The following is a 6,788-nucleotide window of genomic DNA, read 5'->3' on the forward strand; positions in this document are numbered from 1 at the left end:
GGGGCCGGTTGATCACCACGATCAGCCAGCCTCGTCCCGCGCCGGGCCCTCAGGAGACACTCCGCCCGGCTGGTCCCCGCGACCCGCCGCCGACCCCGCGGGGATCGGGCCGGACGGACGTGCTGGCCGCCGGGGGAAACCCCGGCGGCCTTTTTCGTGGGCCATCTCCGCCCCCGGAGCGCAGCGAACGGGGGAGGGGGACCGCGAAGCGGTGAAGGGGGCAAACTCAAGCGTCGGCGTCCGGGTCGCCCCCTCCACCATCCTTCGGATGGTCCCCCTCCCCCGAAGGCGGGGGAGGAAGGCCTGGTTCACCCCGCCAGCGCGGCCTTCTTCTCCTCCAGCTCCAGCCATTCGGTCTCGGCGGCGTCGATCTGGTCGCGCAGGACCTGAAGCTCGTCGGTCAGGCGCTGGAAGGCGGCGGGGTCGCGGGCGTAGAGGTCCGGGTCGGCCAGCTTCGCCTCTTTCGCGGCGATGGCGGCGGGCGCCTCGGCCATCAGGCGCTCGACCTCCTCCAGCCGGCGCGCATCCTTGTAGGAGAGCTTGCGGGTCGGCGCAGCGGGGGTCGGTTTGGCGGTCGCGGGCCTGGCGGCGGGGGCAGGCGGGGCGGCGGACGCTTTCTCTTCGGTCAGGAAGCCCGGGTTCTGGCGCACGAAATCGGTCCAGCCCCCGGGCGTCTCCACCACCCCGCCCCGGCCGTTCAGGGCGATGGTGGAGGTGGCCAGACGATCGACGAAATCCCGGTCGTGGCTGACCAGGATCAGGGTGCCGTCATAGTCGGCCAGCAACTCCTCAAGCCGGTCGAGGGTGTCCATGTCCAGGTCGTTGGTGGGCTCGTCCAGGATCAGCAGATTGGCGGGCTGGGCCAGGGCGCGGGCCAGCAGCAGGCGGTTGCGCTCGCCGCCCGACAGGGTGGAGACCGGCTGGCGCAGCTGGGCGTCGGTGAACAGGAAGTCCTTGGCGTAGGCGGCCACATGTTTAGGCGTGCCGCGCACCATGATGGAGTCGCCGCCGCCAGGGGTCAGGGCGTCGCGCAGGATCATGTCGCCGGTCAGCTCGGCGCGGGCCTGGTCCAGATAGACCGGCTCCAGGCCCGTCCCCAGCTTGACAGACCCGGCGTCGGGCTCCAGCTCGCCCAGCATCAGCTTGACCAGGGTGGTCTTGCCGGCGCCGTTGGGGCCGACGATGGCGATGCGGTCGCCGCGCAGGATGCGGGTGCTGAACGGCGGCAGGATGACCCGCTCGCCGAAGGCCTTGCTCACGCCCTTCAGTTCGGCCACCCGCTTGCCGGACTGGCCGCCTGAATCCACGTCCAGATACAGTTCGCGGGGCTGGTCGCGCAGGCGCTCGGAGCGGTCGGCGCTCATGGCGCGCAGCTGGCGGGCGCGGCCCTCGTTGCGGGTGCGGCGGCCGGTGATCGAGCGATAGAAGGCGTGGGTCTCGGCCTCGATGGCCTTTGAGAGGCGGCGCAGGGATTCGGCCTCCTCGGCCGTGACCTGATCGGCCCAGGCGTCGAAATGCTCGAAGCCCCGGTTCAGGGTGCGCACCTGACGCCCCTCCAGCCAGTAGCAGGTGTTGGTGACCTTGTTCAGGAAGGCGCGGTCGTGGCTGACCGTCAGCACGGCCATGCGGGACGCGGCCAGCTCCTTCTCCAGCCGCTCGATGGCCAGGATGTCCAGGTGGTTGGTGGGCTCGTCCAGCAGCAGGACGTCCGGCTCCTCGGCGAAGGCCTTGGCCAGGGCGGCGCGGCGAATCTCGCCGCCCGACAGGCCCGTGGCGGGCTTGGCGGGGGACAGGCCGAAGGTCTCCAGCCAGCTTTCGGCGGTCCACGGCTCGGCGCCGCCGGAGACGGCGTAGTCCAGCAGGGTCTCGCCGGTGACCACCGGCTCTTGCGGCACATAGGCGAAGCGGGTGCCGGTCTGGACCGTGCGGTCGCCGGAGTCCGGCTCGATCATCCCCATCACCAGCCGCATCAGAGTGGACTTCCCGGCCCCGTTGCGGCCCACCAGACAGCCGCGCATGCGCGGCTCAATGGCCAGGTCCACCCCCTCGAACAGGGGGCGGGGTCCGTCCTGCAGACGGATGTCCTTGAGCGCGATGAGGGGCGGTCTTGAGGCGTTTTTGGCGGCCATGATGTTCCGTGAGATGGGGAGCCGCGCCCTATACGTCATCGGGGCCGCCCATGGCCACCGTCACGGCGGCTTGAGATCAAACCGTCCAGCCGGTATGGACGCCCATGATCCCCGTCCCCCGCCGCACCGCCGAACAGACCCGCCAGCTGATCCTGGACACCGCCATCGCCGTGGCCGCCGAGGGCGGGTCGCTGGCCCTGACCCTGGACGCCGTGGTCGAGCGCCTGCCGGTCAGCAAGGGCGCCTTGCTGCATCATTTCCCCACCAAGGCGGCGCTGCTGGAAGGCATGATCGACGAACTGGCCCGCCAGCATGTGGAGGAGGTCCGGGCCGAGGCGGCCAGGGACCCCGAGCCCTACAACCGCAACGCCCGGGCCGCCATGCGGGTCAGCGTGGACAATCCGGGCGACGAGAAGGATCTGGTGCTGGGCCGCGCGGCGCTGGTGGCCTGCGCCATCGACCCGGCCCTGGCGCGGCGGTGGCGGGCAGGCACCGATGTGCTGGCCGAGGACGATCCGGTGGATCCGGCTGGGCGGGATGACGCCCTGATGCTGCGGCTGCTGGCCAACGGGCTGTGGATGTCGGACCTGTTCGGCCTCTTCGACGTGACCCCGGACCAGCGCCGGGCCATCGGCGCGCTTCTGACCGGCCCGGCGAAGTGAGCCCGATCACCTGGCTGGCGCTGGGGGCCGCGATCCTGCTGGAAGTGGTGGGCACCAGCCTGCTGCAGGCCTCCCAGCAGTTCACCCGGCCCGTGCCGACCGTCGCCATGGCGGGCTGCTATCTGGCCGCCTTCTATCTGCTGTCGGTGGCTCTGCGAGAGATCCCCGTGGGCCTGGCCTACGCCATCTGGAGCGGCATGGGCGTGGTGCTGATCGCCATGATCGGCTGGGTGGTGTTCAAGCAGCGGCTGGACGCCCCGGCGATCCTGGGTCTGGCCATGATCGTGGGCGGGGTCATCGTCATCAACGTGTTCTCGAAGACCGTCAGCCACTGAGGCCGGGCGTCACCGGGTGTGCGATGGCCCCCGGAACACGGCGTTCAGGAACAACACGTCCAGCCCGCGCATGAAGCCCCGCGCCGACGGGTCATGGGCGAAGCCGATCAACTGCCCCGAGCCCAGGGACTGGGCGACCACGGCGGGCTTGTAGGCCAGCTGGGCGCGGTTTTCGCTCCAGATGTAGCCGGCGGCCAGCAGATCGCCCGGCCCGGCGAAGCGCACCACATTGGCCCCCTGGTCCAGTCGCAGGGGGGCGTAGATTTCCGAGCCCGAGGCCAGGATGTTCAGCTCGGGCGCAACGCCCGCCGCCAGCCAGTGGTCCGGATCTGTGACGGCGCCCAGCAGGATGCCGGGGATGGAGTCCGGGCTGCCCTCGGCCGGGCGGACGATGTTCCGCAGCTGGTCCGGGCTGGTCAGGATCACGCCGGGCACGGTGGCCTCATCGGCGGGAGCGGGGGCCTCGGCGTCCTCGTCGGCGACGCGGCCCTCGAGCCGGGTGGCCAGCATCTGGGAGCCGGGCTCGGACATGAAGCCCATGCCGCCGCCGACCCCGATCAGAACCCCGCCCTGACGGGCCCAGTCGCGCAGACCGGCCACGCCCCGCTCGCCGAGCGCAGCGGCGTAGCCGCCGCCGTCGGGCAGGATGATGACGTCGTACTGGCTGAGGTCCGAGGCCGCCATCTGGGCGGTGCGGATGATGGTGACCGGATAGCCGTATTCGCGCTCGATCATCCAGCGCAGACCGCCCGCCGAGGTGGGGCCGGTGGGCGTCTCCCAAGCCATGGCGATGCGCGGGGCGCGGGCCACCGAGGCGCGGTCCGAGCCGAGGCTGGGGCCCGCGGTGACCCAGGTGTCGGCGACACCCTCGACGACGGCGCCGGTGTCCGTGGCGATGCGGGCGATGCGGGCGGGAGCGTCATCCGGGTTGGCGCCCCGGGTCAGGACCAGCGAGCCGGCGGGCCAGTCGCGGCCGTCCAGGGTGAAGCCGGCCTCCAGCGCGCGCACGTTCAGGCCGTCCCGCAGGGCGGCGGTCAGGAAGCGCATGCCCGACAGGCCGGGACGCACGATCCAGGCGGCGGCGTTCTGGCCGTCGATGACGCCGCCGGTCAGGGGCGCGTCGCCGGACAGGGGCGTGACGGCCACGCCGGGGCGGTTGCGGCACTGGACCGCGGGGGTGTTGTAGGCCAGCGGCAGGGCCCAGGCGGCGATGTCATAGAGCTGGTGGTCCAGCCCCTGGGCGCGGCGGCGTTCCTGCTCGGCGGTGAAGTCGGCGGGCAGGCTGACCGAGGGGTCCAGCAGGACGCGGGCCAGGCGCCCGGCGGGCTGGGCCAGATCGATCACATAGGTCCCGGCGCCGTGCGATCCGCAGGCGGAGAAGCCGGCCCCGGCCACGCCCACCTCGACGCCCTGGGAGGCAAGGGACCGGGCCAGGCGGTCGGCGGCGGTGGGGTCGAACCCTGTGCGGGGCAGCAGGATGACGCCCAGGCGGCGCCCCTCGTCGATGGCCGAGGCGTGATAGGCGTGAAAGTCACTCATCAGCTGCTGCCGGTTCACGGCGGCGGCGTCGATGGTGGACAGCGAGATCAGGAACTGGCTGCGCACCGTCTCGAACAGGGTCAGCAGGCTGCCGTCCGAGCGGCGGCGCACGTCGCCCCGGGCCGAGCCCTGTTCGTACGTCATGGCGATGGCGCCGGAATAGCCGGGCCAGTTGTCGCCGTAGCCGGGATAGAAGGCGTCGAAATACTCGCGGGTGAAATAGTCGATGCCCGCCTGATCGAAGACCTGGCCGTGGGCCCGGCCGATGACCTCGCGCATGGCCAGCTGGCTGGGGGTGAACAGGGGATTGAAGGGGTCCGCCTCGGGCGGGAAGAAATAGGTCTGGTCGGTGCCCATCTCGTGGATGTCGGCCACCACCTGGGGCTTCCACTGCATCTGCAGGGCGGCATGGCCCCGGGTCTCGGGCTGGGTCTGGGCGAACCAGTCGCGGTTCAGGTCGAACAGATAGTGATTGAAGCGCCCGCTGGGCCACGGCTCGCGGCCCTGCACCGACTGGACGTCGGGATCGGACTCCAGCCCCTGGCCGGCCCGGTAGCCGTTGATGAACCGGTCGCGGCCGTCGGGATTCTGGGTGGGGATCAGCACCACCACGGTGTCCTGGAGCATGCGCTGGATGCGGGGGTCGCCCCGGGCGGCCAGCAGGTGGCGGGCCACGGCCATGGAGGCCTCTGCCGGGCCGACCTCGTTGCCGTGCACCGAATAGGCCAGCCAGACGATGGCGGGGGTCTCGGCGATCAGCCGGCGGGCGGTCGCCGCATCGGTGGTGCGGGGGTCGGCCAGGGCGCGGGAGGCGGCGCGGATCTGGTCCAGCCGGGCGATGTTCTCGGGCGAGGAGATGGCCGCCCAGATCAGCCGCCGCCCCTGCCAGGTGCGGCCGTACTCGCCGGTGACCATGCGGTCGGGCGCCGCTTCGGCCAGGGTCTCCAGATAGCGATGAATGTCGGCCACCGGCGTCAGCCGCTCGCCCACCGGATGGCCGATGACGCCTTCGGGGGCGGGGATGGCCGCGTCCAGATTGGCCCCGGGGAACAGGTCCTGCGCCTGTGCCTGGACTTGGGCGGCAGGCGCCAGAAACAGGCCGCAGACCAGCGCGACGACAGACAGCAGACGGATCATGAACAGCCCCCGGGTTACGGGGACAGGCTTAGCGGATCAGGCGCCGGGGGCAAAGGCGGACGTCGGGGAAGTGCACGGTGCAATTGGTGCAATTGGTGCAATTCCGGGGGCGAGGGGCTGAGGGGGCAGTGACGGGCCGGATGAAGCGCCGTTATCCCTGCCCCTAGCCCTCCCTTCGCAGCAGCGCCGCGCGTCGGGCGATGCTCGCCAGCGGTCGCTCGCCCTCCGTCCGCCGCAACCCGTCCAGAAACCCCGGGTGCTGGCGTTCGGCCTCGGCGAGGCCCACGGACAGGCCGGCGCGGAAGTCGGCGCCCAGGTCGCCGTTCGCGGCCTCGGCCATGCGGCGGATGATGGTGATGGTTTCGCTCACGGCGGTCTCCGTCTGGAAGCCGCCGACCCGACCCCTTGGTAGGACGCCGATCCGCCTTGGTCGAGCGAATGTTCACCCTATGTTCCATATTCTGTGGATGGCTGACCCCCCTTGGGGATTATGAGAATTTTAAAGGCCTGAAGGCCAAGTGCGAGAATGGGCGGCGCGTCGAGAATCACTGGTTCAGCACAACGTCGCCGCCCCTTTGCGGCGACCGTGCTGGTCGTGGGCGCAATCCTGATCTCGCTGGCGCCGGCCGCCGGCGTCGCGGCCCAGCCCCGAGACCCCCACATCGTCGCCGTCGTGTTCCCGCCCTGGTGGACGGCCGCGCGGTCGGACGCCGTGGTCTCGGCCATCGGCGTCGTGAGCCCGCAGGACAGCTCCGAACTCGTGAGAGTGGTCTACGGCGGCCCGCACCTGATCGACGAGCTGAAAGCGGCGGGGGCCTGGCTGATTGTTGATCCGGCCGTGGCCGGATGCCTCACACCTGGAAACTGGACATCATGATCTGGCAACCGAAAGACCTCGCCGCCCAGCGGCATGGGGGCGGACTCATCCTTCTGGGCCTGAGCTGGGTCCTGACGGCCATCAGCGCGGCGGCAAGCCTGCTGGGGGG

The 6,788-nt window shown here is 71.2% G+C and carries 6 protein-coding genes; 3 read left to right on the top strand and 3 right to left on the bottom strand.

Translation table 11 applies throughout. The features are described from left to right. Nucleotides 1-308: 308 nt before the first annotated feature. A complete protein-coding gene (locus C0461_RS12575; protein WP_292107487.1) occupies nucleotides 309-2,129 on the bottom strand; it encodes an ABC-F family ATP-binding cassette domain-containing protein in 1,821 nt (606 codons plus the stop codon). Nucleotides 2,130-2,233: 104 nt separating this feature from the next. Here C0461_RS12575 and C0461_RS12580 point away from each other — a divergent pair, with 104 nt between their 5' ends. Both C0461_RS12580 and C0461_RS12585 read left to right on the top strand, forming a co-directional pair. After that, nucleotides 2,234-2,791 carry a TetR/AcrR family transcriptional regulator gene (locus C0461_RS12580; RefSeq protein WP_292107488.1) on the top strand — a complete coding sequence of 186 codons (558 nt, stop codon included), beginning with the start codon at nucleotides 2,234-2,236 and terminating at the stop codon, nucleotides 2,789-2,791. Beyond that, a complete protein-coding gene (locus C0461_RS12585) occupies nucleotides 2,788-3,126 on the top strand; it encodes an SMR family transporter (protein WP_292107490.1) in 339 nt (112 codons plus the stop codon). Before C0461_RS12580 ends, C0461_RS12585 begins: the two co-directional genes overlap by 4 nt. A 9-nt stretch (nucleotides 3,127-3,135) precedes the next feature. On the opposite strand, the gene C0461_RS12590 is transcribed toward C0461_RS12585, so the two are convergent. Next, the gene (locus C0461_RS12590; RefSeq protein ID WP_292107492.1) at nucleotides 3,136-5,802 is read right to left on the bottom strand and encodes a M14 metallopeptidase family protein; all 2,667 of its coding nucleotides are present in this window, start codon (nucleotides 5,800-5,802) and stop codon (nucleotides 3,136-3,138) included. A 163-nt stretch (nucleotides 5,803-5,965) separates the two neighbouring features. Then, on the bottom strand, nucleotides 5,966-6,172 hold the full coding sequence (locus C0461_RS12595; protein WP_021698521.1) for a hypothetical protein: 207 nt from the start codon (nucleotides 6,170-6,172) through the stop codon (nucleotides 5,966-5,968). Nucleotides 6,173-6,388: 216 nt separating this feature from the next. Between C0461_RS12595 and C0461_RS12600 the strand changes: the two genes are divergently transcribed. Next, nucleotides 6,389-6,679: a hypothetical protein gene (locus tag C0461_RS12600; protein WP_292107494.1), complete on the top strand. Its 291-nt coding sequence runs from the start codon at nucleotides 6,389-6,391 to the stop codon at nucleotides 6,677-6,679. Nucleotides 6,680-6,788: the final 109 nt, after the last annotated feature.

Origin of the sequence: Brevundimonas sp., from assembly GCF_013823285.1 — a bacterium.
Classification (GTDB): domain Bacteria; phylum Pseudomonadota; class Alphaproteobacteria; order Caulobacterales; family Caulobacteraceae; genus Brevundimonas.

What these genes read in the sequence shown, in the direction of transcription:
- C0461_RS12575 (WP_292107487.1), bottom strand. Translation starts at nt 2,129, where the DNA reads ATGGCCGCCAAAAACGCCTCAAGACCGCCCCTCATCGCGCTCAAGGAC.
- C0461_RS12580 (WP_292107488.1), top strand. Translation starts at nt 2,234, where the DNA reads ATGATCCCCGTCCCCCGCCGCACCGCCGAACAGACCCGCCAGCTGATC.
- C0461_RS12590 (WP_292107492.1), bottom strand. Translation starts at nt 5,802, where the DNA reads ATGATCCGTCTGCTGTCTGTCGTCGCGCTGGTCTGCGGCCTGTTTCTG.